Origin of the sequence: Psychrobacter jeotgali (genome assembly GCF_904846315.1) — a bacterium.
Lineage (GTDB): Bacteria > Pseudomonadota > Gammaproteobacteria > Pseudomonadales > Moraxellaceae > Psychrobacter > Psychrobacter jeotgali.
Genome location: NZ_CAJHAF010000001.1, coordinates 1,993,023 through 2,017,208, shown reverse-complemented (window position 1 = coordinate 2,017,208; position 24,186 = coordinate 1,993,023). Strand labels below are relative to the sequence as shown.

Annotated in this window: 20 protein-coding genes; 14 read left to right on the top strand and 6 right to left on the bottom strand. The window is 42.8% G+C overall.

Annotated elements, in window-relative coordinates; all coding sequences use genetic code 11:
- Nucleotides 1–254: 254 nt before the first annotated feature.
- Both JMX18_RS08230 and JMX18_RS08225 read right to left on the bottom strand, forming a co-directional pair.
- Nucleotides 255–602, bottom strand: a complete 348-nt coding sequence (locus tag JMX18_RS08230; protein ID WP_201586703.1) for a carboxymuconolactone decarboxylase family protein — start codon at nt 600–602, stop codon at nt 255–257.
- Between the two features lie 305 nt (nt 603–907).
- On the bottom strand, nt 908–1,948 hold the full coding sequence (locus JMX18_RS08225; protein WP_201586702.1) for an alpha/beta fold hydrolase: 1,041 nt from the start codon (nt 1,946–1,948) through the stop codon (nt 908–910).
- A gap of 610 nt (nt 1,949–2,558) precedes the next feature.
- Here JMX18_RS08225 and nfuA point away from each other — a divergent pair.
- The gene (nfuA, locus tag JMX18_RS08220) at nt 2,559–3,233 is read left to right on the top strand and encodes a Fe-S biogenesis protein NfuA (RefSeq protein ID WP_201586701.1); all 675 of its coding nucleotides are present in this window, start codon (nt 2,559–2,561) and stop codon (nt 3,231–3,233) included.
- A gap of 192 nt (nt 3,234–3,425) precedes the next feature.
- A complete protein-coding gene (locus JMX18_RS08215; protein ID WP_201586693.1) occupies nt 3,426–4,730 on the top strand; it encodes an O-acetylhomoserine aminocarboxypropyltransferase/cysteine synthase family protein in 1,305 nt (434 codons plus the stop codon).
- A 108-nt stretch (nt 4,731–4,838) separates the two neighbouring features.
- Here JMX18_RS08215 and JMX18_RS08210 read toward each other — a convergent pair whose 3' ends face one another.
- Nucleotides 4,839–5,861, bottom strand: a complete 1,023-nt coding sequence (locus JMX18_RS08210; RefSeq protein ID WP_201586686.1) for an adenosine kinase — start codon at nt 5,859–5,861, stop codon at nt 4,839–4,841.
- Nucleotides 5,862–5,930: 69 nt separating this feature from the next.
- The gene (gene rsmI, locus JMX18_RS08205) at nt 5,931–6,860 is read right to left on the bottom strand and encodes a 16S rRNA (cytidine(1402)-2'-O)-methyltransferase (protein WP_201586684.1); all 930 of its coding nucleotides are present in this window, start codon (nt 6,858–6,860) and stop codon (nt 5,931–5,933) included.
- 171 nt (nt 6,861–7,031) lie between these two features.
- Here rsmI and JMX18_RS08200 point away from each other — a divergent pair, with 171 nt between their 5' ends.
- The 8 genes from JMX18_RS08200 to hisC all read left to right on the top strand — a co-directional run bounded on the left by JMX18_RS08200 (nt 7,032) and on the right by hisC (nt 15,232).
- Complete coding sequence (locus tag JMX18_RS08200) at nt 7,032–7,529, top strand: YraN family protein (RefSeq protein WP_201586682.1); 498 nt, start codon at nt 7,032–7,034, stop codon at nt 7,527–7,529.
- A gap of 199 nt (nt 7,530–7,728) precedes the next feature.
- A complete protein-coding gene (locus tag JMX18_RS08195) occupies nt 7,729–8,532 on the top strand; it encodes a BON domain-containing protein (RefSeq protein ID WP_227674611.1) in 804 nt (267 codons plus the stop codon).
- A 185-nt stretch (nt 8,533–8,717) separates the two neighbouring features.
- Nucleotides 8,718–9,752, top strand: a complete 1,035-nt coding sequence (locus tag JMX18_RS08190; RefSeq protein ID WP_227674610.1) for an alpha/beta hydrolase — start codon at nt 8,718–8,720, stop codon at nt 9,750–9,752.
- A gap of 110 nt (nt 9,753–9,862) precedes the next feature.
- A complete protein-coding gene (locus tag JMX18_RS08185) occupies nt 9,863–10,108 on the top strand; it encodes a BolA/IbaG family iron-sulfur metabolism protein (RefSeq protein ID WP_201588293.1) in 246 nt (81 codons plus the stop codon).
- 92 nt (nt 10,109–10,200) lie between these two features.
- Nucleotides 10,201–11,469, top strand: a complete 1,269-nt coding sequence (murA, locus tag JMX18_RS08180) for a UDP-N-acetylglucosamine 1-carboxyvinyltransferase (protein ID WP_201586681.1) — start codon at nt 10,201–10,203, stop codon at nt 11,467–11,469.
- Between the two features lie 75 nt (nt 11,470–11,544).
- The gene (gene hisG, locus JMX18_RS08175; RefSeq protein WP_201586679.1) at nt 11,545–12,252 is read left to right on the top strand and encodes an ATP phosphoribosyltransferase; all 708 of its coding nucleotides are present in this window, start codon (nt 11,545–11,547) and stop codon (nt 12,250–12,252) included.
- A gap of 428 nt (nt 12,253–12,680) precedes the next feature.
- Entirely contained in the window at nt 12,681–13,976 is a 1,296-nt protein-coding gene (hisD, locus tag JMX18_RS08170; protein WP_201586674.1) for a histidinol dehydrogenase, read from the top strand.
- A gap of 116 nt (nt 13,977–14,092) precedes the next feature.
- Nucleotides 14,093–15,232 carry a histidinol-phosphate transaminase gene (gene hisC / locus JMX18_RS08165; RefSeq protein ID WP_201586672.1) on the top strand — a complete coding sequence of 380 codons (1,140 nt, stop codon included), beginning with the start codon at nt 14,093–14,095 and terminating at the stop codon, nt 15,230–15,232.
- Nucleotides 15,233–15,336: 104 nt separating this feature from the next.
- Here hisC and JMX18_RS08160 read toward each other — a convergent pair whose 3' ends face one another.
- The gene (locus JMX18_RS08160) at nt 15,337–17,103 is read right to left on the bottom strand and encodes an anthranilate synthase component I family protein (protein WP_201586670.1); all 1,767 of its coding nucleotides are present in this window, start codon (nt 17,101–17,103) and stop codon (nt 15,337–15,339) included.
- 3 nt (nt 17,104–17,106) lie between these two features.
- Entirely contained in the window at nt 17,107–18,348 is a 1,242-nt protein-coding gene (locus JMX18_RS08155) for a beta-ketoacyl-ACP synthase II (RefSeq protein ID WP_201586668.1), read from the bottom strand.
- Nucleotides 18,349–18,895: 547 nt separating this feature from the next.
- Between JMX18_RS08155 and JMX18_RS08150 the strand changes: the two genes are divergently transcribed.
- The 4 genes from JMX18_RS08150 to fusA all read left to right on the top strand — a co-directional run bounded on the left by JMX18_RS08150 (nt 18,896) and on the right by fusA (nt 24,049).
- Nucleotides 18,896–20,086: an EcsC family protein gene (locus tag JMX18_RS08150; RefSeq protein ID WP_201586666.1), complete on the top strand. Its 1,191-nt coding sequence runs from the start codon at nt 18,896–18,898 to the stop codon at nt 20,084–20,086.
- 370 nt (nt 20,087–20,456) lie between these two features.
- Nucleotides 20,457–20,831, top strand: a complete 375-nt coding sequence (rpsL, locus tag JMX18_RS08145) for a 30S ribosomal protein S12 (RefSeq protein WP_011281154.1) — start codon at nt 20,457–20,459, stop codon at nt 20,829–20,831.
- 231 nt (nt 20,832–21,062) lie between these two features.
- On the top strand, nt 21,063–21,536 hold the full coding sequence (gene rpsG, locus JMX18_RS08140) for a 30S ribosomal protein S7 (protein WP_201586664.1): 474 nt from the start codon (nt 21,063–21,065) through the stop codon (nt 21,534–21,536).
- Nucleotides 21,537–21,922: 386 nt separating this feature from the next.
- Nucleotides 21,923–24,049, top strand: coding sequence for an elongation factor G (gene fusA / locus JMX18_RS08135; RefSeq protein ID WP_201586662.1), 2,127 nt, complete (start codon nt 21,923–21,925; stop codon nt 24,047–24,049).
- Nucleotides 24,050–24,186: the final 137 nt, after the last annotated feature.

The window sequence follows — 24,186 nt, the reverse complement described above, 5'->3', positions numbered from 1 at the left end:
ATCGTTGTATTAACAATATAAAGTCTAACCAATCATAAAAGTTTGTTCAGTTATCTTATGTGAAGTTAATTTGAATAGATGTAATAGGTACAAAATGACTTTAAACACTTATTAGCTCAAACTTTTAGTATTTCTCAAGTAAATTCCTTAGTAGCCTGGTTATCACTTTAAAATAACTATAAAAAAAGCCATAAAAAACTGCCAAAAGTTCAATAACTATTGGCAGTTTCGTTTTTTATACTTTCAATAAAGGCTTACTTATCTTTGCTAAACTCTTCAAAGGAGGCAACCGCTTCGGCAGCATACATCATTGACGGGCCGCCGCCCATCGCGACACATACGCCGAGGGTTTCAGCGACTTCTTGTTCGGTAGCACCAAGCCTAACCAATGCTTTGGTATGAAAGCCGATACAGGCATCACAGCGTGCCCCGACCGCTAATGCTAGCGCGATAAGCTCTTTGGTTTTTTTATCTAAAACACCATCTACGGTTGAGGCGCTACTAAGCTGAGAAAAGGCTTTGCTAGTCTCTGGAATGTTTTTGTGCAGCTTAACCATATTGCTCGAGACGTGTTTGGTGATATCGTTAAATGACTTACTCATGGGATGATCCTCATTTAGCAGTACTAATAGTTTAAGAAATAAAAAACTGAGCAACCAATAATTTTTATCATTAGTTTTTATGTATAATTATAATATATAAAAATGTATATTAAATCAAGGTGCTGAATAGTAATGTATGAGTAATGATTGAACTTGATAGTCATTAAGAGGCTGAGGTATAGTCGATTCTAAATAAAACAGATACATTATATTTAAACGCGGAACTAGTATGAATTTTACTGGCGTGCTGTGCCTACGCCGTTTCGATGCTGCGCAAAATTCATACCAGTCCCGCTGTATCGTTTTTATACTGAACTCACTATATGTGCTGCGATCCAATTAGCGACTGTTGGCCAAATCTCGGTCGCAGCATTACGACTTACCAAAATACGAGTATGATCGTAATCTTCTAAATTTCCATTCGCTTTTGAGTACTCATGAAAGATATTGGTAGGGTTAGTAAAGTTAGCGAAAAATAGCTGGCAACCATTGGTAGGGGAAATGAAGTTATCACCTTTAGCGCTGATAGCATAAATGGACGTAGTAATTTTGGACATATATTGGCGATAGTCAATATACTCCTTATCATTAGGGCTTGAAGTTTTAGGTTTTTTATTAGTTTTGTTGCTACAGGAATTGTTTTTATTCAAAGTATGTTGATAAAGAGAATGCTGATAAAGAGTATCTTGTTTAATACCCTCTTGAGTCATGTCGTTTTTATGGATAAAACTACTTTTAAAGTCTTTATTTAGGTTCCAGTCGTACCATTGGCGCATAGTGTAGTAGCTTTCATTGACCGGGCCCATGTTAAGCTTTTTTGCAGGAATATAACCTAAAAGTCGATTGAATAGTTTGGTGGCGACAATTCTAGCGTGGCTTTTAGGGCTTGATATCGCTCCGTATGCTTGGCAAGCAAAGGTGGTGATACTGTTTAATTTGTCGATATAGTGCACATTCTGCACCAAAAACATCGCTAAGCACACCCCGCCGCCACTATGAGTTACGCAGTGTAGATTATCCAGCTCTAACTCCTCAAAGAGGTAACGAAAAGTAGCTTCATAATCGTAAGTAGCGATGGTTTCGAAGTTAAATTTATGCTTTGGTATCGAGCTATCGCCATGCCCGCGCCATTCCATGATATAGCAGTCATGACCTATTTCAGCCAAATACTCTGCGATTCTCAAACAGACTTTTTTGTTGGAGAAAGTCCCGTGGGTCAAGAAGACGTTTTGTCCTTTAACCACCGTATTATTAATAGGTTTAGGGTTTTTATGAGCTGTGACTTTCCATACTGCAATTTTCTCACCATCTTTAGTGTTTACTAGGGTCAAGGTTTCTGTAGTCATAAAAACAGCTCATTTAGATTAAAATCAGTGGGGTAATAAGACAGATTTTGCTCTGATTTACTGAGGCTACTATTAAATTATTAATAGGACACTCAATGCTTGATAATCAGCAAACCAACCTTAATATAGACCATAGCAGATAGTTTACTGGTTATATTATTTATTTTTTGTACATGCTAAAAGCTATTAAGTAAGCCAATGATACTATTTATAGCCTTGACTTTATTGCGGTGACTAGTAAATCGCAGTAGCATGGTCGGAATTATCATATAAGTGCGCTATAATAGACCTTATAAATGGATAGCTATCAAGGTTATGAGTCTAGTTATAGTCAATTTTAACTAAAATAGATACATTATATTTAAACGCGGAACTGGTATAAATTTTACTGGCGTGCTGTGCCTACGCCGTTTCGATGCTGCGCAAAATTCATACCAGTCCCGCTGTATCTTTTTTATATTGAACTCACTATATTCAATCGAACATAACCCGTCAGGTTGATGACAAGATAATCCATGCAACTTGATGCTTGATAGCCTCTATCTCCCCAATTAACGACACCAAAAATACGTTTAAAAGAGCGCTGGTGTCATAATCTATAGGATGCATTATGAGTGAACAGAACCCAACTGCTAACCAGCCTACCGAATTTGAATCAGCGCTGGATACCGAGCAGACTGAAGTTAAAAGCAATATTACTATCACTGAAGCCGCTCAAGGTTACTTAGCTGAGTTGTTATCTAAGCAAGATACCGCTGGTATTGGTGTGCGTATTTTTGTTGAGCACCCAGGTACGCCGCGTGCAGAGTGCTGCATGGCATATAACCAACCGGGTGAAGAAGATAACGCTGATGTAAAATTCAGCTATGAGGATTTTGATGCGTTTATCGATGCCGCTTCTGTGCCTTATTTAGAAGATGCGGTTATCGATTATAATAAGGATCGTTTCGGGGGTCAGTTAACCTTCCGTGCGCCGAACTCAAAAGTGCCCAAAGTGGGCGCTGATGCTAGTATTGAAGAGCGTATCAACTATGTATTGCAGGCTGAGATTAACCCAAGCCTAGCGGCTCATGGCGGTATGGTAGATTTGCTTGAGCTTATCGAAGAAGATGGTGTAGGTATCACCGCCGTATTGAAGTTCGGCGGTGGTTGTCAAGGCTGCTCAGCGGTAGAGATGACGCTGCGTCAAGGCGTTGAAGTACAGCTTAAGCAGCAAATTCCAGAGCTCACGCAAGTTATTGATGACACTGACCATACTTATGCGGCAAACGCTTATTATAAGTAACGATTAAAGACTAAGAATGGCATTGTTTTTCATTAGTTATGAATAATCGTCATAAATTGATGAAAAAATTGCGGTTTTATTCATATAGAAGCTGGGTTATGATTAACCCAGCTTTTTTATTGCTAACGTTTTGTTAGCGCTCCATTTATCGATAGTTTTTAGTTTACCTCTGTAATTTATAAGGAACCTATAATGAGTGATGATCAAGCAAATAATGTTAATAATCAGCGCTTAGAAACTTTAGCCATTCATGCCGGTTATAGTGTTGAGCCGACGACCAAAGCCGTAGCCGTACCGATTTATCATACCAGCTCCTACGCTTTTGATGATACCCAGCACGGCGCAGATTTATTTGATCTAAAGGTCGCAGGTAATATTTATACTCGTATCATGAACCCAACCAATGCGGTATTAGAAGAGCGGGTGGCGGCATTAGAAGGTGGTATTGGTGCCTTGGCGGTAGCTTCTGGAATGGCAGCTATCACTTATGCGGTGCAAACTATTTGTGAGATGGGCGACAATATCATAGCGGTTTCTACCCTTTATGGTGGCACTTATAATTTCTTTGCCCATACTTTGCCGCGTCAAGGTATCGAGGTGCGCTTCTTTGATCATCGAAATCCAGAAGCTATTCATGACTTAATCGATGAAAAAACCAAAATGGTTTTTGCCGAGAGTATCGGTAATCCTTTGGGTAATATTGTTGATATTCAGGCCATAAGTGATATCGCTCATGAATATGGGGTGCCAGTGGTGATTGACAATACTGTGGCTACGCCCGCGCTTTGCCGTCCGTTTGAGTTTGGTGCTGATATTATCGTTCATTCGTTGACTAAATATATGAGCGGCACCGGTACTTCAATCGGCGGCGCTATTGTCGATAGTGGCAACTTCTCTTGGGGCGATCATCCCGAGCGTTTTCCATTATTGAATACGCCTGATGTCAGCTATCATGGGGTAAACTTTGTAAAAGACGTGGGCGCAGCAGCTTATATTGCCCGAGCTCGTGTGGCTCCTCTGCGTAATACAGGGGCAGCGCTCAGTCCTCTGAACGCTTTTAGTATTCTGCAAGGTATGCAAACCCTGAGTCTGCGTATGGAGCGCCATGTAGAAAATGCGCAAGCAGTTGCTGAATACTTACGTGACCATGATAAGGTCGCTTGGATTAAATATGCAGGACTCACCGATCATCCTGATCATGAGCTGGCACAAAAGTATATGAAAGGTACGCCTTCAGCGATTTTGACTTTCGGCGTAAAAGGCGGCCGCGAGGCTGGTGCGCATTTTATTGACGCGCTAAACTTAATTACTCGTTTGGTCAATATTGGCGATGCCAAGTCTCTAGCTAGCCACCCAGCAACCACTACCCACCGTCAGTTGAATGAGCAAGAGCTTGAGCAAGCAGGCGTGAGTGAAGATATGGTACGTTTGTCTATTGGTATTGAACATATTGACGATATCAAAGCCGATTTAGAGCAGGCTTTAGCGTCCGCTTAAAAGCACTTTGTACTAGATTTTCATCTTTAGCATAAGCAAAAAGCCCGTATTATAAATATGGGCTTTTTCACGCTTTGATAAGTGTTAAATTTATTAATTTTTGAGTTTCTAAACGGTCAGTACCCGGCGAGCGATATCTTGGTACTCTTGTGGCTCTAGGCGTGGACCGAATTGCTGCACCACTTGAGAGGCGATTTCGCCAGCCAACCGGCCACACTCCGGTAAGCTATACTGCTGCGATAATGCGTATAAAAAAGCGCCAGAATAGTTGTCGCCTGCACCATTGGTGTCGACGACATTGGTGACTGTAGGGGTGGGTACTTCATGAAATATAATCTCGCCATTCTCGTCATCAGGCTGCTGCGCAATAATAGTATTATTAGCGCTATCGGTTACTACGGCAATTTGACAATAATCTAACAAAGCACGTGCTGAAGCTTTTATTTGTTTTTTATCGGTAAATAGCTTGGCCTCTTCACTATTACAAAATATCACCGCTACTTTATTGCCCAGCATATTAAGTAAACCGTCTTTAGCGAACTTTACTACCGCCGGATCGGCGAAACTTACCGCAATTTTGGCACCATGAATTCCTGCTTGTTGGCGCAGTTTGGTCATCGCTGGCTGAATACTTTCAGACATGGCCAAATAACCCTCGATATATAACCAGTCGGCTTGGGTTAATGCCTCAAAATCGACGTTATCTTCGGTGATATCGCTTGAGGTACCAAGATAGGTTTGCATAGTGCGCTCGCCATCGTTGGTGACAGCGACCACACAGGACCCCGTTACCCCGCCAGCATGGATAGACTTTTTGGAGGTAGCAACGCCTGCTTGGTTTAAGTCTTGCAGGTAGAATTGGCCAGGCTCGTCATCTCCAACTCGGCACGCATAAAAGGGTTTGCCGCCCAAACTAGCAAAAGTAAACATCGCATTAGCTGCTGAGCCGCCACCTGCTTGTTTTGAAGGTTCAATATCAGCCAAATCAAGAAAGGCAAGCAGCTCTTTTTGTTCTTCAAGCCCTGCCAGCGTCATCTGACCTTTGACTAAACCGGTATCTTCTAAGGCGGCATCAATCAGCACATATTCATGATCTACCAATGCATTACCTATCGCCATTACATCGTACATTTTAGCTCTCCTACCTTTATATCAAAATAAAAAATAAAAAGTATCAAAATAAAAATCAAATAGTGGCTTTTACTCATTTTGGAGTTCAAGCAGCCGCTGATACAGCGCATTCTTTTTTACACCGGTAATATCCGCCCCCAAAGCCGCCGCCTTTTTGACTGATAAATCTTCTAATAAGCGCTGCAATAATGCATCATGAGTACTAATGTCATCGTCGTCAGTTGCACTACTGTTGCCAGCAACTACAATTACGATTTCACCGCGTTGTTGATTATCATCAGCGCTAACAAAATCAATTAAAGCGCCTAAGGTAGATTTATAGACAGTCTCAAAAGTTTTGGTGAGCTCACGACAAAAAGTAACTTCACGATCAGCGCCGAATATTTCCGCCATATCCTTTAAACTGGCAATAATACGGTGCGGTGCTTCATAAAATATCAGGGTTTCAGTACGGGATTTTAGAGCATCAAGCTGCTTTTGACGACCATGAGTTTTTGCGGGTAAAAATCCAATAAAGCTAAAACGGTCAGAGGGCAGTCCTGCTACTGACAAGGCAGCGATTGCCGCTGATGCGCCAACGATAGGCGCGACGGTAACACCAGCGCTATGCGCCGCTTGCACCAACTGATAACCAGGGTCGCTAACCAGTGGTGTGCCCGCATCACTAATCAAGGCCACCGAATGACCTTGCTGAATCATCTCAATAATTTTGGGGGTTTGAATAGCGCTATTGTGTTCATGATACGCCCACAGCTTATTATGACCTTTCTTATCTGCTGTTTTATCAGTTTTATCATTAGAGCTATCATTAATAGTCTGCTCGCTTTTGGTATCAATGCCAAAATGCGCCAGCAATTTACCTGAGGTGCGAGTATCTTCACAAGCGATAATAGCCACCTGTTTTAGAGTGTCAATGGCGCGTGCCGTCATATCGCCAAGGTTGCCAATAGGGGTGGCAACGATGTAAAGGCGAGCCGGCATCGCGGTAGGGGTAGACATGAAAACCTCACAGGCGTTATAAAAGTTAAAAATATTCAAAGCTAAATAGGGAGTTATATATTCAATACACTCTCATATTAAATCCAATATTAAATATAAGTTATGAACCGCCCTAGTTTAGCATGTTGTGCTATGATAATTCTTAAATGTTCATAGACAGAAGCCAAGATTATGGCGCCCAAAAGCTCGAAAACCAGTGCTAATAAGAATAGTCGCCGACCATTGGCTGTGAGCTCTCCTAAGCAGCGTCAAGGTCGCTATTTTGAGCAGCAAGCTTTATTATTCCTGCAAGCCCAAGGTTTGGTGTTGATTGCGCAAAACTGGCAGCAACCAAAAACCGGTGAATTGGATCTAATCATGGTTGAAGCCGGGCAAGCATGGCCAACGCTAGTATTTATTGAAGTACGTCAGCGCCTGCGCTCCAGCTTTGGTGATGCGGCGTTAAGTGTTACCTCGGCAAAACAACGTAAAATCACCAAAACCGCTAAATACTTTTTACAGTATCATCCTCAATATGCCAACTATGAATGCCGATTTGATGTGATTGCCTATGATATCAGATACCCACCTATCAAGGATGATCAGCATGATAGTGTAGACCATGAAAATTTAGATGCCAGCTATCAGCCAGAATGGTTAGCGGCTGCTTTTGTAGCTAGCGCCTGGTAAGTATTATATGATTATTGATAATAAGTATATTTATGACTGTAGTATTTATTTACCTAATTTATAGTTATCAATTAGAGTTATTAACTTCTCAACAAGTTGCCGTTACCAAAAACCTAACTGCTCATGATAAAAACTAAGTAAAGTAGCTTAATTTATTCAATCTACAATCCTAAGCTCTAAGAGGTCAATGATGACAAGGATGCGTTTGCTCACTACTATTTCTACCTTACCTCGCCGTACTATGCTAAGCACATTACTCATAGCTAGCATAGTCAGTACCGGCTGTACCACCAATTATCTTACCAATAGCACAGAGGGAACCTACGGCGTACCCGTGACTGAGCGCACGATTCCGCAGCGTCTGCTTGATCGTAGTATTGAGCATACGGCCAAAATCAATGCTTATGGTTTGCAGCAAAATTTACAGCAGAACAGCCGTATGAGTATTGATAGTTTTTATAGTGAAGTACTATTGACTGGTGAGATTCCTACTGAGGAGCTCAAGACTCAGGTCGAGGAAGTTATCGGTTCTATGCCTGATGTACGCAAGGTTTATAATGAGCTCAATGTCAGTGTTGCCCGTGGCTACAGCTCAAACGTGCAAGACGGTTATATCAGCTCAAAGATAACGGCAAAGGTTTTGGCAAACAACAGCATCAAATCCTCACAAATTAAAGTAGTGACAAACACTGGCGTGGTATATGTAATGGGGCGGTTGACCCCAACCCAGCAGAGCCATTTAATCGATATTGCTAATAGTACAGCTGGTGTTACCGAGCTGGTATTACTAACGACTCTGGTCAACGATACCGGTGCGCCTATTAGTGATGAAGATATTATGTTTGAAAATAACGTGAGCGCTTCTGCGGATGCTCAGCCGCTGGTAGCCACTCCTATTGTCAGAAATGCCGCTTCAACAAGCGTACCAGCCAGCTCTGTTAACGAACCAGTACCTACTGAACAAGACCCTTCAAGCACTTATGTTGATTTGTATGGCAATTAGCACCTACTATAGTTTGTTCACAAGAACCCTAAATATTATTAACAGTAAGCGCACGGCCTACTTTTAGTAATCCGTTACTATATCAGTGGTAGAGAATGATAATGGTTGCGCATATCAACCATTAAAATACTGCGGCTATGGATAGGTGGTTACCTAACGCTTAAATGATAATAGGGATATAAGTTATGAAAGGTTCGAAAAAAGCGCCTAATAATAGCAATCGAGAAAATGCCCATGCTATAAATCAAACAAACACTACAGACCAAAAAACCATCGATAACGGTACAAGCAATGCGACCAGCAAAGCTCTTTCACTAAAAGGGGTAGGTGCGGGCATTACTGCGGCTATAGCTCTGGGTGGTACCTTGATGGCCGCTCAACAGGCTCAAGCTCTCTCAGCTCTAGCTGTAGTCAATGGTATTACATCAAGTGGCGGTGTTGGGGTTAGTAAAAATATTTTATATGGTGATGAGCCCTTACAGGATTTAGATGTTTATTATCCCAAAGCTCTAGCGCAAGCTATGCAAGCCAAGCGTACTGTTAATGTGAGCTATCCGATGGTAGTGTTTGTCCACGGCGGCTCATGGGAAAGTGGCAATAAGGATGAATACGCCTTTGTCGGACAAAGCTTAGCGCAGGCAGGTTATATCACCGCTGTGATTAACTATCGAAAAGCGCCTGAGCATGTCTATCCTGATTATGTTGAAGATACCGCTCAAGCGATTGCATGGAGTTATAACAACGCATCTAACCTGCATGCCGATCCTCAGCGCTTTGCAGTCATTGGACATTCAGCAGGTGCTTTTAATGCGCTAGCGGCGGTCTCAAACGAAGATTTTTTAGCGCCTTACGGAATCAGTCCCAACGACATCAGTGCAGTCATTGGTATTGCAGGCCCTTATAGTTATGACTTTCGCCAATACGGCGGCAGTACGGCTTTTGCCAGTACGGCTACCCCAGATGAGGTGATGCCGGATAGACATATTAAAGGCAATCAGCCGCCTTACTTATTGCTCACCGCTGAGAATGACAAAACCGTCCATGAGAGCAATACGATCAAAATGACTCAAGCCTTAAAAGATTTTGGCGCTACCGTCGAAAATGGTGAGATTAAAGGGGCAAGTCATGCTACCAGTATTGGGGCGATGGCGCCGCCCTTACGCTGGGTCAATGGTGTACGAGCGCAAGTACTAAGTTATTTGCATAAACAGCTTAATTAATAAATGGTTAATCGTAGACAGTACTGTAAGAGCGTCAAACTCTTGTTATAATGACGCCATTTAACATATAACTATTATCTCACCTTTTAAAAATAGGATCTCTTATGAGCATGAATGCTGACGATCTAATCGCATTTTTACAACAGCACTTTCCAGACGCTTTCATTCAAGCGGCCAATCAAGGTAATAAATTTGATGTTCGCGTAGTTGATACAAGCTTCGAGGGCAAGCGCTTAGTACAGCGCCAACAGGCGGTCTATGCGTTAGTTAATGACAAAATTGCCAGTGGCGATATTCATGCGCTTAATATTCAAGCGTTGACCCCTGCTGAATGGGAAGCTCAGTCCAAAGGCTAAGCTTATATTTGGCTGGTGCTTGCTGGTCTTTTATAGCAATCTATATCTCTACTACACTCACATTTTATATCAACAGCTAGGTTATCAACGTTATGGATCAGTTTTTAATTACCGGAAGTAGTCGTATCGCCGGAGAAGTCACTATCTCAGGCGCCAAGAATGCCGCTTTACCTTTATTAGCAGCAACGATATTGGCTGAAACCCCAACTACCATCCATAACGTACCTTGGTTGCAGGATGTGCGTACCTTGATCCAGCTGATTGCAGGTATGGGTATTGATATTCAAAAACAGGATGATACCGTTACCTGTGATACCAATAGTATCAATAGCTTTTATGCGCCTTATGATCTGGTCAAAACTATGCGCGCCTCAATTTTGGTACTAGGGCCATTGCTAGCACGTTTTGGTGAAGCTGAGGTTTCATTACCGGGTGGCTGCGCTATTGGCTCACGTCCGGTGGATCAGCATCTAAAAGCTTTTGAAGCTATGGGAGCTGAAATTAGCGTAGAAAACGGCTACGTAAAAGCGCGTGCTCCTAAAGGCGGCAAGCTAATTGGCTGTAACTTCTCATTTGATATGATTACCGTTGGTGGTACTGAAAACGTTATTATGGCAGCGGTATTGGCTAAGGGTACAACTATTCTTGGTAACTGTGCGCTGGAGCCAGAAGTGGTTGATTTGGCCAATATGCTAGTAGCCATGGGCGCAAAGATTAGCGGTATTGGTACGGCAACGATGACCATTGAAGGGGTAGATCGTTTGCATGGCTGTGAGTATTCAGTAGTCCCAGATCGCATCGAAACTGGCTCCTATTTAGCTGGTGCGCTGATGACCCGCGGTGATGTCATGACAAAAAATACTAGGGCAGACCTGCTTTATCCGGTGCTAGAAAAGTTCGAAGCCATGGGGGCGACTATCACTACGGGCGAGGATTGGATTCGTGCTCAGATGAAGGGGCGTCCACAACCTGTCGATATTCGTACCCAGCCTCATCCAGGCTTTCCTACTGATATGCAAGCTCAGCTTATGGCGGTTTGTTGTCTAGCCGATGGTACCAGTACGATTATTGAAAATATCTTCGAAAACCGTTATATGCATGTCCCTGAACTTAATCGTTTGGGGGCTTCTATTCAAGTAGATGGTCATACCGCAGTGGTTAGAGGCGTCGAAAATTTTACTGCCGCTCCAGTTATGGCAACGGATCTACGCGCTTCGATGTCATTGGTAATGGCTGCCGCTGCCGCTGAAGGGCAGAGTCTTATTGACCGCATTTATCATATCGACCGCGGCTATGAAGATGTTGAAAATAAGTTACGGGCGCTGGGCGTGACCATTGAGCGTATTAATACTAATGATTAGTTCATTACTAAGTTACTTATAAAACTGCCAAGGCGCAATACCTACAACCTAGACCACAACGGGTAGCTAGCTACTATGACTGAACAACAACAGACTGAGCAAAAAGGCTCATCGACAAACACTCTGATAAATGAAGTAGATAACGAGTTCAATGGCCTGACCTTAGCCTTATCGAAAGGGCGCATTTTAGAAGAGACCATGCCTTTGTTACAGGCCGCTGGCATTGAATTATTAGAAGACCCGGCAGCTTCTCGCAAGCTTATTTTTCCGACCACCAATCCTGATGTGCGGGTGTTGATTTTACGTGCCAGCGACGTACCGACTTATGTAGAGCACGGCGCTGCTGATTTTGGCGTAGCAGGTAAAGATGTTTTGCTTGAACATGGTGCTAATCATGTTTATGAGCTGTTAGATTTGCAAATTGCTCAGTGTAAGCTGATGACAGCTGGGGTAAAAGGCGCAACCCTGCCCAATCGTCGTCTGCGTATTGCAACCAAATATGTCAATGTGGCGCGTGCGTATTTTGCTAGTCAAGGTCAGCAAGTCGATGTTATCAAGCTTTATGGCTCGATGGAGCTTGCGCCCTTGGTCGGTTTAGGAGATTTGATCGTTGATGTGGTCGATACCGGCAATACTCTAATCGCTAACGGTTTAGAGCCGCTTGAGCATATCTGCGATGTGTCTTCGCGCCTTATTGTCAATCAAGTCAGTTATAAGCGTAAATTTTGGTTACTTGAGCCGATAATAGAGAGCTTTAAAGGCAGTGTTGCTGCGGTTTCATAGGGCACTTATTATTAAGTACTAGGCTTGCTCTTTGACTAGTAAGTTTTTGGATTTGTAGTAATTAATAACGCTCCTATTAACAATATTAACTTTAATCATCAAGTTTTTTAAACCAGTTTAGCCCTTGGATTTTAATTAGGCATGCTAAACTGGTTTTATTATGTCTCATATTTAGGATGAATATATTTTGGATTTTATGATGCCTATACCCTTTAGCAGCTGAATCCGTTAAACTAAATATAAATACTATTTTACAATGACTTTGTGACTAACTTTTTACTCATTGTTTTTGCTAATTATAGTATCAAGTTCAGGCAAGTTCCCGTATTTATCTTACTTTTAGTTTTATAAACTAATGAATGGCGTACTCTAAAAGAACAGCAACCGCATATAATAAAGAGTGAGCGCCCTTAACCTAGGATTAAGTTATGCGCCAATTAAGTACCTCAGATAGCAATTTTGAGCAGCAATTATCTAAATTACTAGCTTTTGAAACCGTCAATGATGCCCAATTATTAAAGACCGTGGACGATATAATCGCTCAAGTTCGTCATGATGGTGACAGCGTAGTACTGGCATTGACCCAGAAGTTTGATCAGCATACTGCGACTTCGATGGACGAATTGAGTCTATCGCAACAGGCGCTGGCTGAAGCTTTTGATAATCTTGATGGTAAGGTCAGAGAGGCGCTAACCACAGCGGCTGCTCGCGTACGAACCTTTCATGAACGCCAGCAACAAGAGACTTGGCAATATACTGATGAGCTCGGCAACCGCTTGGGTCAAAAGGTAACGGCGCTCGACCGTGTCGGTATTTATGTGCCGGGCGGCTTGGCTTCTTATCCTTCTTCAGTATTAATGAATGCTATTCCTGCAAAAGTAGCCGGAGTAAAAGAAGTCATCATGGTAGTGCCAGCGCCCAAAGGCGTGCTGAATCCCTTAGTATTGGCCGCCGCTCATTTGGCAGGGGTTGATAAAGTCTTTACTATTGGTGGTGCTCAAGCGGTTGCTGCTTTAGCTTACGGCACCCAAACTATTCCAGCGGTAGATAAGATAACTGGGCCGGGTAATAAGTACGTAGCAGCGGCAAAACGGGCGGTCTTTGGACAAGTGGGCATCGATATGATTGCCGGACCTTCCGAGGTGCTAGTCTATGCTGAAGGTGAGGAGAACGATCGGGCGGACTGGCTAGCCATGGATTTATTATCGCAAGCTGAGCATGACCGTATTGCCCAAGCTATCTTTGTGACTACCAGCCGCGAGCAATTAACGGCTGTGGCGGCAGAGATCGAAAAAGCCTTAGCAGAGCTCCCAAAAGCAGATATCGCTCGCGATTCATTACAGAATCGTGGTGCTTTGATATGGGTCAAAGATAGAAGCGAGGGCATGGCGCTCATTAATCGCATTGCCCCTGAACATTTAGAGCTCTCCGTTGATGATCCTGATGCGCTACTGAATGATATTCGTCACGCTGGGGCGATCTTTATGGGTCGTCATACGCCAGAGGCAATTGGCGACTACTGCGCAGGTCCCAACCATGTGTTGCCCACGTCAGGTACGGCACGCTTTTCATCTCCATTAGGGGTGTATGATTTTCAAAAGAAATCATCGCTCATTTATTGCAGTGAGAGCGGCAGTAAACCTTTAGCAAAGACGGCTGATATCTTAGCTCAGCATGAGGACTTAGAGGCGCATGCACGCTCAGCTCGTTATCGCTATAAATAAGAGAATGTAAGCTATATTAAAATTGCGAGAAAAATAATCTGCTTTTAGTCATTTTATAATCCGTAACCATTAATCCGTAACCATAAGTAGTTAGGTCGTGAGCAGTAGGGTAAATTATGAGTGAAACGAAAATTGATAATAGACTTTGGTCAGCCAAAGCACGCAACTTGTCACCTTATGTACCGGGCGAGCAGCCTCAGCACGAAAATTTATGCAAGCTCAACACCAATGAAAACCCATTTCCACCATCGCCTCAAGTGAGCACAGCGGTGAGCGCTTTATTAGCCTCACAAGCGGATGCGCTGCGTTTATATCCTGCGCCTGAATCTGATGATTTGCGTGCGGCATTGGCTGAGCGACATAATCTTAATATCAACCAAGTGTTCGTCGGAAACGGTTCAGATGAAGTCTTGGCCTTGGTATTTGCTAGCTTCTTTATGAAAGAGCGCCCTTTATTGGCTCCTGATATCAGCTATAGTTTTTATCCAGTTTATGCGCAAACCTTTAGTGTGGATTTGGTACAGATTGCGCTTGAAGATGACTTTAGTATCGACCCTGATGCCTATCGTCAGCCTTGTAGCGGCATCATTATTGCTAATCCCAATGCGCCAACTGGGCTACTATTATCGCTGGCAGATATTAGCAAGCTTGCCAGCGAGCATCCGAATGCCGTGATCGTGATTGATGAAGCTTATATTGATTTTGCTAATAGCGCTGCAGTTACTGACGAGAATGGCAAGCAGACAGCGGTTTCAGCGATAAGCTTAATTGATGAATTTGATAACTTACTGGTTACCCAAACCTTTTCCAAGTCGCGCTCGCTTGCAGGTTTACGGGTAGGAATGGCGTTTGGTAATGCATCCTTGATTGAAGCGCTAACTCGGATGAAAAATAGCTTTAACAGTTATCCCTTAGATAAGTTGGCGCAAGCTGGAGCTACGGCTAGTGTGCTCGATAATGAGTATTTTGAGCAAACTTGTCAGCAGGTTATTGATTTGCGTGAGTCATTAACAGCGAGCCTGAAGGCATTGGATTACCAAGTGCTACCTTCGCAGGCTAACTTTGTTTTTGCGCGTCCTCAAGAGGGCAACGCTAGCGAGATCGCTAACATGTTACGCGCACAAGGCATCATTGTGCGTCACTTTAATCAGCCGCGTATTAGCGAATATTTGCGTATTACGGTTGGCACCAAAGAGCAGCATAAGCGCCTTATCGAAGCCTTAGAGGCTTTTCATAAGTCCGTTAGCTCTGAATAAACCAGCTGATTTGGGTTTTAGTTATAGCCGTTCCACTCGTAAATAAGTAAGTAAAGCTATTGGCATAGGCTGGATTTTAATCCAGCTTTTTGCTGTTATAAAAGCTACTTCTGAGCCAATACCGCCAGCAAATTACCTACCTTATCCAAGCATTCTTGGTATTCAGACCGACAGTCAGAAGCCACCGTAATCCCGCCACCTGCCCACAGGTTAACTTGCGTCTCTTTATTAGAGCTATACGCTTGTAGGCTGCGAATCAGCACATTCCATTGACCGCTACCATCAAAGTTCATGTAGCCTAAAGTGCCGCAGTAAGCACCGCGTGGAGCAGCTTCCAATTCAGTAATGATTTCAACCGCTCGCTTTTTAGGAGTGCCAGTAATTGAACCGGCTGGCAGGCTATTAAATAGTACGGTCAGTGGATGCACATTTGGCTTGAGCTCGGCGGTAATGGTGCTAACCATGTGGTGGACGTTACTAAAGCTTTCGATGTCAAACAGCTGCGGAACCTTGACGCTACCGGTCTTGGCATATTTGCCCAAATCATTACGTAGCAAGTCTACGATCATGACATTTTCGCTGCGGTCTTTATCACTATCAATCAGTTGTTGTTTGAGAGCTAAATCTTGCTCAACATTATCACCACGCGGAATCGTGCCTTTGATAGGTTTGGTGCGAATATGCTGGGTATTGGTTGTAGAGTCGGTTATAAAGGTAAAAAACAGCTCAGGTGAGCAGCTAAGTAGCTCAAAATTATCATACCTATACCCAAAATCAGAATCAGAATCAGAATCAGAATCAGAGCCTAAGTGATCGCAGTCACTGACAGGTTTTGTGGCCGCCAAATAACCGGCAAAGGGGGCATTAGTATTACGCTGTAAGGCTGGCAAATAATCAATCAGCGCTAAGGTTAGTTTATCCACTTTTGAATTATCGAATTGACCTTGCCAGCTTTGAGTTAGATTAATCTGATAGCAATCCCCTTGTTCTAAATAGCGCTGGGTTTGTTCGAACGCTTGTTGATAATCGCTCTGTTGCCAATTTGCCGTTAGGATTAATGGCGCTGGCGTATATTCAACGGGTTTTTTATGAGCTAGTTTGGCATCTAACGTGTCCAAATAAGCACGCAGTTTAGCTACAACCTCATGTGAATCATCATCAGAATGAGGGGTGGTATTGACGGTATTGACGTTTAACTGCCAGCCTGCGTTATCTATATGGTTATCTGTATCACAGCTATCATTAGCTGGCGTCAGATAAATATCATAATGTCCTAACACTGCGCAAGGCTGAGATAACTGCTTGATATCAAGCTTTGCGCTGAACTCATGCGCAGCAATATCGTAACCTATAAAACCGATAAGTCCGTGGTTATAACGGGTATCGTCAGCTACTTTTGCCGATTTTATATTTATATTATCGCTAGCGTCTTCGTAGGTTTGGCTATAATCGATTAGCTCCTGTTGCCAAGCGCTATAGCTCATTTGAGTTGTGATGACTGCTTTATTAGTAGAGTAATTGTCGTGATCGTCACGGCAAGTTTTGACTACGCTATAAAGTGAGTTCGGATTATAAGGTGCATCTGGATTATAAAATGAAGCTAATTTTTCGACATTAGTGATATCCGTATCAATAGCCGAAAAATAAACCGACCAGCTTACTTTAGGCAGTAAACCAATAACTTGTCGGCCTTCATTGTTTAGCCATACGATTTGCCAATGCGCCTGTTTATCTTGCGCTAGTAAATGCCGCTGTAATAAGGGTAATAACTCTGCTGCCGATAAGTCGCCAAAACGCCAGCTATTATTTTTAATAGCTGGCGTTGGTAGGGATAGGTCTTTATTTTGCTGTAAGTGCTTCTGCGAGCTCATAAACTAGGGTTCAAACCTTTTAATAATTAGGGTAGCGTTGGTACCACCAAAGCCAAAGCTGTTGCTCATAATCGTATCCAGTTTAACGTCGCGCTTTTGGGTGACAATATCGAAGCCTTCAGCCTCAGCATCCAAAGTTTCAACATTGATACTAGGGGCAATGAAATTGTCTTGGAGCATAAGCAGGCAATAAATGAGCTCTTGCGCGCCGACCGCTCCTAAGCTATGACCAGTCATCGATTTGGTGGAGCTAATGGGTGGTACATTGTCTTTATTATCATTTTGAGAGAATACTTTAGCAATGGCTTTAAGCTCGGTGATATCGCCTAGCGGCGTACTGGTGCCATGACTGTTGATATAATCGACGCTAGTTAAGCCCGCTTGATCTAGCGCTTGCTGCATACAACGAACGGCACCTTCGCCGCTAGGTGCCACCATCTCAGCGCCATCAGAGCTAGCACCATAACCGACAATCTCTGCCAAGATATTAGCACCGCGTGCGGTGGCATGCTCAAGGCTCTCAACCACCAGCATAGCGCCGCCAGCGGCAATCACAAAACCATCACGGTCTTTATCATAAGCTCTTGAGGCCTTTTTTGGCGTCTCATTATATTGGGTGCTAACCGCGCCCATCGCATCAAACATGCAAGACTGAGTCCAATGCTCAGATTCACTACCGCCAGCGAGCACCACATCGGCTTTACCCAACTGAATAAGCTCAGCGGCATGACCGATACAATGGGTTGAAGTGGCACAAGCAGAGGTCAGCGAGTAGGAGACCCCTTGAATTTTAAGCCCCGTCGCTAGTGCTGCTGATACGGAGCTGCCCATGGTTTTGGGTACCGCCATCGCACCGACGCCGCGCAGTCCTTTTTCGCGCATAGCATCTACCGCATTGACGATGTTTTCTGTAGAGGCACCGCCTGAGCTGGCGACCAGCGCTACTCTTGGGTTGTTATTTACGGTCTCAATGGCCAAGCCTGCCTGTTCGATAGCGGCCAAGGCGCTAACATAAGCATAGAGACTGGCATCACTAAAAAACCGTTTTAATTTACGGTCGATAGACTTAGTGTCCAGCTCACTTTTATCCACACTACCGCTGACTTGGGATTTAAACCCATGTTCAGCATAGCTTTCATTGAAGACAATACCGGACTGACCTTCTTTTAGGACAGTAGTAACGGTCGCTAAATCGTGTCCGATGCAAGAGACAATCCCGGCTCCTGTGATAACCACTCGGCGCATATTCTATTCCTTTTTTAAATGCTTATTCTGATGGCTTATTCATAACTTTTTTACATCAACCTTTCTAATCTTGTAGGTCAGGGTTGATGATGATTCACGTCACGCTATAATAACGTATCAGTCACATAAAAGCTTTATTCTGCTTGAAAATAGTCGAAAAACCCAGTTTTTATCTGGTTTATTGATAACTATATGTAAGCATTTTAAAGTGATTGGTTTCCACGGTATTATAAGAGAACGCAAAAATAAGTTACGAATACTTTTAGATACAAACTTTGCAAGGTTAATAACATTGTTAGCACTGACATAACAGGTAAAATTCCTCTAGAATAATGCATCAATACGAGGATAAATTCAGTAAGCTATTCTTATAATAAAAGATAAGATTATAATAAAAGATAAGATGTATCGTATTAAATTATCTATAAGGCGGGTTAGGGAAGCAGTATATAGCTATACAATTGACCCATTAAATAATTATACTAACTATCAAATGACATTCACCACTTAAATCAGTAGCTAAATTTATAACTTCAAGGATATGATTATGGCAAAGCGCAGCACTCTTTATAAAGGCATCAGCACAGTTAGTCACTTTACCCGTGACAACCTTGAGCGTATGGGCTCATTTATTGATAGCGTAAATGCTAAGACTGGTAAACCACGTCAGTATAAGGCGGTAGATTTGGGGGATGAAGACTATCAGCAAGATCTGTTCCGCGAACAGACGCTAAAAACTACGCAGCAGCTGCTAGGTCCACGCTTTGCCACTTATGGTAAATACGCCAAAAAAATAGTACCTAATAGTCTATTTAAAAATACTATTGATGGAACATTTGTTCAAGTTGCTATGCTGGCCGCCAGATGGAGCCAATTAGACTTACCTAATAATCATCGTTTTGCTGATATTAGCGCTTTAGATGACGAGCAGCGTTATGCTTTAGCCACTGATATCGCCAACCAAAATCGTGCTCTAGCAACTTTAGGTGGCCTTACAGGTTTAGCGGGTTTACCTGGCTTGTTAGCAGATACACTGTGGCTACTATTAGTTTCACTGCGTACGGTTTATCAATTGTCAGCCGTTTATGACCAGCCGCTTACTGGTAAGCAAGGGGTAAAAATGGCTTATGAGCTTTTAGCCAATGCCGACTTAAGTAAAATGCAAGAAAAACAAGCGTTGCTCGCAGGTCTAGGCGTAGGTAAAGGCTTACTTGATAACGCTCAAAGCCGTGGTTTACATAGCGAACTCAAAAACTTGGGTCTTAAGAACCAGAATGTTAATTATTATGCAGAGCAAGTAGATAGCATTGCAGGACAAGTGGGTATCGATCTTGATCAGATTAACTTATCTTGGTTACGTCGTCTGTTACCGGTTACCGCTGTTGCTATAGGCATGAGCTATAACAGTCGCTTGATTGATGAGGTGATTGGGGTTGCCCAAGCGACTTTTGCCCCGGAACCAAAGCTGGCTAATCGTTCAATTACCGATGATAGCAGTAGTGAAGCTAAAGTCAGCAAAGACGCTGACGCTACAAAGAAAGATAGTAAAGATAAAGACAATAAAGGTAAAAATAATACGGATAGCAGCGCCGACAAAAAGTCAGATAAGTCTATCGATGATGGCACTAAGGCTGATGATGTAAAGTCAAAAAAAGACGCAAAGTCAGATCCAAAGGTAACTGATGAAGAGTCCGTAGACGAGAATTATAAAAAAGCCCAGTCAAGTAATAATAAATAATTGCGAGCGGTGGTAAGTACTCGATGCTGCACAATTTAATTTGCATAGCGTAATGGCCTAAGCTGGAATAGTTCTAGCTTAGGTTTTTTATAGTCAATAACCTTGAAAAATAGGCAACTATCACCATTAAATGGTAGCGTTGTTATTATTTCATCATAAATTAGACTATGCTAAAGCGAATCAGTGATAGCTGATGCATATCTATTGAACATTGTAAAGTGAAACTACGTATAAGTGGTTGAAATAGCAACAACATATCTTTATAATACATTGTCCTAAAAATGGGTAGCCCCTAACCAATGACTTCGGTCAGATGGCTTGCGGATTGGCCCATTTTTTTGTTTCATACCAAACGGGAGAAGGATGCCTTATGGCAACAACTAACCAATTGATTCGTAAGGGTCGCAAAACCATCAAGGAAAAATCAAAAGTTCCTGCGTTGGAAGCGTGCCCACAGCGCCGTGGTGTATGTACTCGCGTATATACTACTACTCCAAAAAAACCTAACTCAGCCATGCGTAAAGTATGTCGTGTACGTTTGACTTCAGGCTATGAAGTATCAAGCTATATCGGCGGCGAAGGTCATAACCTACAAGAGCACAGCGTGGTTCTTATCCGTGGTGGTCGTGTAAAAGACCTACCAGGTGTACGTTATCACACCGTTCGTGGTGCACTTGACTGTGCAGGCGTTAAAGACCGTAAACAAGGTCGCTCTAAGTACGGTGCGAAGAAGCCTAAAGTTTAATAACTGATTTTATTAATCGGTTATTAACCTCGCTTTTTTGCATTACCCATTAACTGTGCATGGGTTTGGTGTCGTTACTAATACTAAAACCAGTAATTACATACCACCATGCAGTAAGGCTGACTGACAATTTATAGCTAAACGCTAATTTTTAGAGCAGCAATAGCTAAAAATTAAGAGCTAGCACGTAATTGTGAATGTCAGACACTCCTGAAGACAAGGAAATTTATTATGCCAAGACGTCGCATTGTCGCTACCCGTGAGATCCTACCGGATCCTAAGTTTGGTAGCCAAACCATCGCTAAATTCATCAACCACGTGATGAGCCATGGTAAAAAATCTACTGCTGAGCGTATCGTTTATGGTGCTCTTGATACTGTAAGTGAAAAACGTAATATCGAAGATCCAGTAGCTTTTTTTGAAGAAGTACTAGAAAACGTTCGTCCAATGGTCGAAGTAAAAGCTCGCCGTGTTGGTGGTGCAACCTACCAAGTACCAATGGAAGTACGTCCCTCCCGTCGTACTGCCTTGGCTATGCGTTGGTTAGCCGAAGCTGCCTCTAAGCGTTCTGAAAAATCAATGGCTTTACGTTTAGCCGGTGAATTAGCAGATGCCTCAGAAGGTAAAGGTAATGCTGTGAAGAAGCGTGATGAAGTTCACCGTATGGCTGATGCCAACAAAGCGTTCTCACATTACCGCTTCTAAATTATTATAGGTCTTTGACTTATAATAGTAGATTTATACTGTTTAGTTATTCTATTGATTGTCGCCATTTTAGTTTGGACTTTTGGGTCTTAGCTTTTTATAGTTTAAGCCAAGTCGCTTAAGCTGTATTATTTAATACAAAAAAGTCCAAATGGCGGACGTCTATCATGGTACTGGCTTAGAAACCTTTTTATAAAGTTAGGCTCTAAGGTTGGTATTCCAAATTCGATGCCTCCATATTCTTCATATTATCTCTTTTTATCTACATATAATTTTTATTAGATACCTTGACGAACAATATGTAAAAGCCGACTGCTTTTATTGATACTACGAGGTAGAGCAACACCATTAATTTATACATACACGAATTTCCCTAGGAAAATACTATGGCTCGTAAAACACCCCTAAAACGCTATCGTAATATTGGTATTTCAGCGCATATTGACGCTGGCAAAACAACGACGACAGAACGTATTTTATTTTATACTGGTAAAAACCACCAACTGGGCGAAACTCATGATGGTGGAGCTACTATGGACTGGATGGAGCAAGAGCAGGAGCGTGGTATTACTATTACCTCAGCGGCTACTACTTGTTTCTGGTCTGGCATGGATCAGCAGTTTCCAGAACACCGTATCAACATTATTGATACCCCGGGCCACGTTGACTTTACGATCGAAGTAGAGCGTTCAATGCGTGTACTTGACGGTGCTTGCATGGTTTATTGTGCAGTAGGCGGCGTTCAGCCACAGTCTGAAACCGTATGGCGCCAGGCTAACAAGTATAAGGTTCCACGCCTTGCATTTGTTAACAAGATGGACCGTGTTGGTGCAGACTTTTATCGTGTCATAGAACAAGTTAAAACTCGTCTTGGTGGTAACCCAGTGCCAATCGTTATTCCAATTGGTAAAGAAGACGACTTTGAAGGCGTGGTCGACTTAATATCGATGAAAGCGCTTTATTGGGATACAGAATCTCAAGGCATGAAGTTTGAAGCGCGTGAAATCCCAGCTGAATTGTTAGAAAAAGCTACAGAATGGCGTAACAATCTAGTTGAAAGCGCTGCTGAAGCGAATGAAGAGCTGATGGATAAATATCTTGAAGGTGAAGAGCTAACGCCAGAAGAGATCCATGATGCTATTCGTCAGCGTACTATCGCTAACGAAATCATTCCAATGCTTTGTGGTACAGCGTTCAAAAACAAAGGTGTTCAGAGAATGTTGGATGCGGTTATTGAATATATGCCTGCGCCAATGGATGTACCTGAGATTGCTGGTATTTTGAATGATAAAGACGAGACTGAAGCTACGCGTCCAGCGTCTGATGATGCGCCGTTCTCAGCACTTGCCTTTAAAGTAATGAATGATAAGTTCGTAGGTAATTTAACCTTCGTACGTGTTTATTCAGGTGTAATTAAACAGGGTGATAGTGTTTATAACCCAGTTAAAATGAAGCGTGAGCGTATCGGCCGTATCGTTGAGATGCACGCTGAGTCTCAAGAAACGCTAGAAGAGATTCGTGCTGGTGATATCGCCGCTTTAGTTGGTATGAAAGATGTCGGTACTGGTGATACTCTATGTGATGAAAACAACGTCATTACTCTTGAACGTATGGAATTCCCAGATCCAGTTATCAGCCTAGCGGTTGAGCCTAAGACTAAAGCTGACCAAGAAAAAATGTCAATGGCATTAGGTCGCTTGGCTAAAGAAGATCCATCATTCCGTGTACATACGGATGAAGAGTCGGGCCAGACGATCATCAGTGGTATGGGTGAGCTGCATCTTGAGATTCTAGTAGATCGTATGAAACGCGAATTTAAAGTTGAAGCTAACATCGGTGCACCACAAGTTGCGTACCGTGAGACTATCCGTAATGGTGTCGAACAAGAAGGTAAGTTCGTACGTCAGACCGGTGGTCGTGGTAAATTCGGTCACGTTTGGTTACGTCTTGAGCCACTTGATCCAGCGGGCGACGTTGAGTATGAATTCGCTGAAGAAGTTGTTGGCGGTGTAGTACCAAAAGAGTTCCATAATGCTGTTGATAAAGGTATTCAAGAGCGTATGAAAAATGGTATTTTGGCCGGCTATCCTATCGTTGGCGTAAAAGCGACGTTGTATGATGGTTCGTACCATGACGTGGATTCGGATGAGCTATCATTTAAGATGGCAGGTTCGATTGCTTTCAAAAAAGGCTTTATGGCTGCCAATCCAGCGCTTCTTGAGCCTATCATGAAAGTAGAAGTAGAGACTCCAGAAGAATACATGGGTGATATCATGGGTGATCTAAACCGTCGCCGTGGTATGGTTCAAGGTATGGATGATCTACCTGGTGGCACTAAGCAGATTCGTGCTGAAGTACCATTAGCAGAAATGTTTGGTTATGCAACCAACCTTCGTTCACAGTCTCAAGGCCGTGCAACATACTCTATGGAATTCCAAAAGTATGCTGAAACACCTAAGTCTGTCGCTGAAGAAATCATGAAGAAATTCACCGGTAAAGACGAAGAAGAGTAAATACAAGATCGTTAATCCTGACAATATAGAGCTTATCTTTGTATTGTCAGTGGAGAATACGCCAATAACTTATTAAAAGACTTGTTATTGGTGGTAATTTTCTTATAATATCTGCACATTGCATGTGCAACCTTTTA

What these genes read in the sequence shown, in the direction of transcription:
- JMX18_RS08230 (WP_201586703.1), bottom strand. Translation starts at nt 602, where the DNA reads ATGAGTAAGTCATTTAACGATATCACCAAACACGTCTCGAGCAATATG.
- JMX18_RS08225 (WP_201586702.1), bottom strand. Translation starts at nt 1,948, where the DNA reads ATGACTACAGAAACCTTGACCCTAGTAAACACTAAAGATGGTGAGAAA.
- nfuA (WP_201586701.1), top strand. Translation starts at nt 2,559, where the DNA reads ATGAGTGAACAGAACCCAACTGCTAACCAGCCTACCGAATTTGAATCA.
- JMX18_RS08215 (WP_201586693.1), top strand. Translation starts at nt 3,426, where the DNA reads ATGAGTGATGATCAAGCAAATAATGTTAATAATCAGCGCTTAGAAACT.
- JMX18_RS08210 (WP_201586686.1), bottom strand. Translation starts at nt 5,861, where the DNA reads ATGTACGATGTAATGGCGATAGGTAATGCATTGGTAGATCATGAATAT.
- rsmI (WP_201586684.1), bottom strand. Translation starts at nt 6,860, where the DNA reads ATGTCTACCCCTACCGCGATGCCGGCTCGCCTTTACATCGTTGCCACC.
- JMX18_RS08200 (WP_201586682.1), top strand. Translation starts at nt 7,032, where the DNA reads ATGGCGCCCAAAAGCTCGAAAACCAGTGCTAATAAGAATAGTCGCCGA.
- JMX18_RS08195 (WP_227674611.1), top strand. Translation starts at nt 7,729, where the DNA reads ATGCGTTTGCTCACTACTATTTCTACCTTACCTCGCCGTACTATGCTA.
- JMX18_RS08190 (WP_227674610.1), top strand. Translation starts at nt 8,718, where the DNA reads ATGAAAGGTTCGAAAAAAGCGCCTAATAATAGCAATCGAGAAAATGCC.
- JMX18_RS08185 (WP_201588293.1), top strand. Translation starts at nt 9,863, where the DNA reads ATGAATGCTGACGATCTAATCGCATTTTTACAACAGCACTTTCCAGAC.
- murA (WP_201586681.1), top strand. Translation starts at nt 10,201, where the DNA reads ATGGATCAGTTTTTAATTACCGGAAGTAGTCGTATCGCCGGAGAAGTC.
- hisG (WP_201586679.1), top strand. Translation starts at nt 11,545, where the DNA reads ATGACTGAACAACAACAGACTGAGCAAAAAGGCTCATCGACAAACACT.
- hisD (WP_201586674.1), top strand. Translation starts at nt 12,681, where the DNA reads ATGCGCCAATTAAGTACCTCAGATAGCAATTTTGAGCAGCAATTATCT.
- hisC (WP_201586672.1), top strand. Translation starts at nt 14,093, where the DNA reads ATGAGTGAAACGAAAATTGATAATAGACTTTGGTCAGCCAAAGCACGC.
- JMX18_RS08160 (WP_201586670.1), bottom strand. Translation starts at nt 17,103, where the DNA reads ATGAGCTCGCAGAAGCACTTACAGCAAAATAAAGACCTATCCCTACCA.
- JMX18_RS08155 (WP_201586668.1), bottom strand. Translation starts at nt 18,348, where the DNA reads ATGCGCCGAGTGGTTATCACAGGAGCCGGGATTGTCTCTTGCATCGGA.
- JMX18_RS08150 (WP_201586666.1), top strand. Translation starts at nt 18,896, where the DNA reads ATGGCAAAGCGCAGCACTCTTTATAAAGGCATCAGCACAGTTAGTCAC.
- rpsL (WP_011281154.1), top strand. Translation starts at nt 20,457, where the DNA reads ATGGCAACAACTAACCAATTGATTCGTAAGGGTCGCAAAACCATCAAG.
- rpsG (WP_201586664.1), top strand. Translation starts at nt 21,063, where the DNA reads ATGCCAAGACGTCGCATTGTCGCTACCCGTGAGATCCTACCGGATCCT.
- fusA (WP_201586662.1), top strand. Translation starts at nt 21,923, where the DNA reads ATGGCTCGTAAAACACCCCTAAAACGCTATCGTAATATTGGTATTTCA.